The 1,308-nt window shown below is 33.2% G+C and carries 1 protein-coding gene; it reads right to left on the reverse strand.

All coding sequences use genetic code 11. The features are described 5' to 3' along the window. The coding region (locus tag D4N35_RS17750) for an ABC transporter ATP-binding protein (RefSeq protein ID WP_120076040.1) at positions 1–937 on the reverse strand (937 nt) is incomplete at its 3' end. Positions 938–1,308 lie beyond the last annotated feature (371 nt).

The raw sequence follows: 1,308 nt of genomic DNA on the forward strand, positions 1-1,308 counted from the left end.
TGTGTATTTTTCTCTTGCAAAATACAAACGTTGCCTGTTTCAGTTCACTAAATTCAATTTCGACATTACTTTGAATTAAGTATCTCAATAATTCAGATAATATTTGTTGTCCATGACTCGTTATAATTGTTAATGCTGTTGGTTTTATTTCGTGGCTAACGACCTCTTTTAGGTCAGAAATATATTCTTCGATTTTATAAATGCTGGCCAAATCTAATTTGTGATAGTGGATTTCAATTTGATCAGCCGCAAGTTTATTGATCAATTCTTTTGGCGTCCCAATATCAAGAATCTTTCCATTGTTGATCAATGCAATTTCAGTTGCTAGGTGATGAATTTCCTCTAAATAGTGTGTTGTTACAAAAATTGTCGTTCCTTCATCTTGAGAAATTTTTGTAATTATTTTCCAAAAGGTAATTCTTGACTCTGGGTCTAATCCAGCTGTAGGTTCATCCAGTAAAAGAACTTCAGGTTTATGAAGCAAACTTATTGCAATATCCAATTTTCTTTTCATTCCACCTGAGTAAGTACCAACCAAATCGTTGGATACTTGGAACAAATCAAATTCCTTTAACAGGTGTTCTCCTCGCTCCATTATTTTTGAAGTTCTGATGCCATACATTTTTCCTGCAATCAATATGTTTTCCCAAGCTGTTCCAGTCGAAAATACAGTTGTTTGTTGGAATGTGACTCCAACTTTTTTTCGAACCTCATTCACCTTTGAAACAACGTCTAAATCCGAAATTTTGACAGTACCCTCATTTGGCAAGGATAAAGTAGCTAATATACTCGTCAAAGTAGATTTTCCTGCACCATTTGGACCAATTAGTCCGAAGATAGAACCTTTTTTCACTTTAAGAGACATATTATTTAAGGCTGCCTTTTTGCCAAATGTTTTGCTAACAGCGTTTAAAACTATTTCAAAATGGTCATACATATTGTTCCCTCCTTCATTTATTACAAAAGGAACTATAAACTATCCTCTTAGAGGAGAGTCAACCATCAAGTATTCTTTTTATAAAAGTCGAATTGGAATGAACTTAACGGAGTTGTAGAAAGGAAAACTGAATTTCTCGCCCAGCGTAAAAACGCCAAGTGAAAACTTGGACGTGGTTCTTTAAATTTGTAAATATTATTAATACAATTATGATTCGATAGTTAAAAGGTTCAAAACGAAAACTACATTAAAGGTTAATCAGTTTGATGGATACAGAAAAAGATATTACATACAATTTATGATTTTACACACTATTATCCGATTTACAGTGCTATGAACATTAATGAAGAAGGACATAGGTTAGCTCCACC

Origin of the sequence: Siminovitchia fortis (assembly GCF_003605365.2) — a bacterium.
GTDB lineage: Bacteria > Bacillota > Bacilli > Bacillales > Bacillaceae_C > Siminovitchia > Siminovitchia fortis.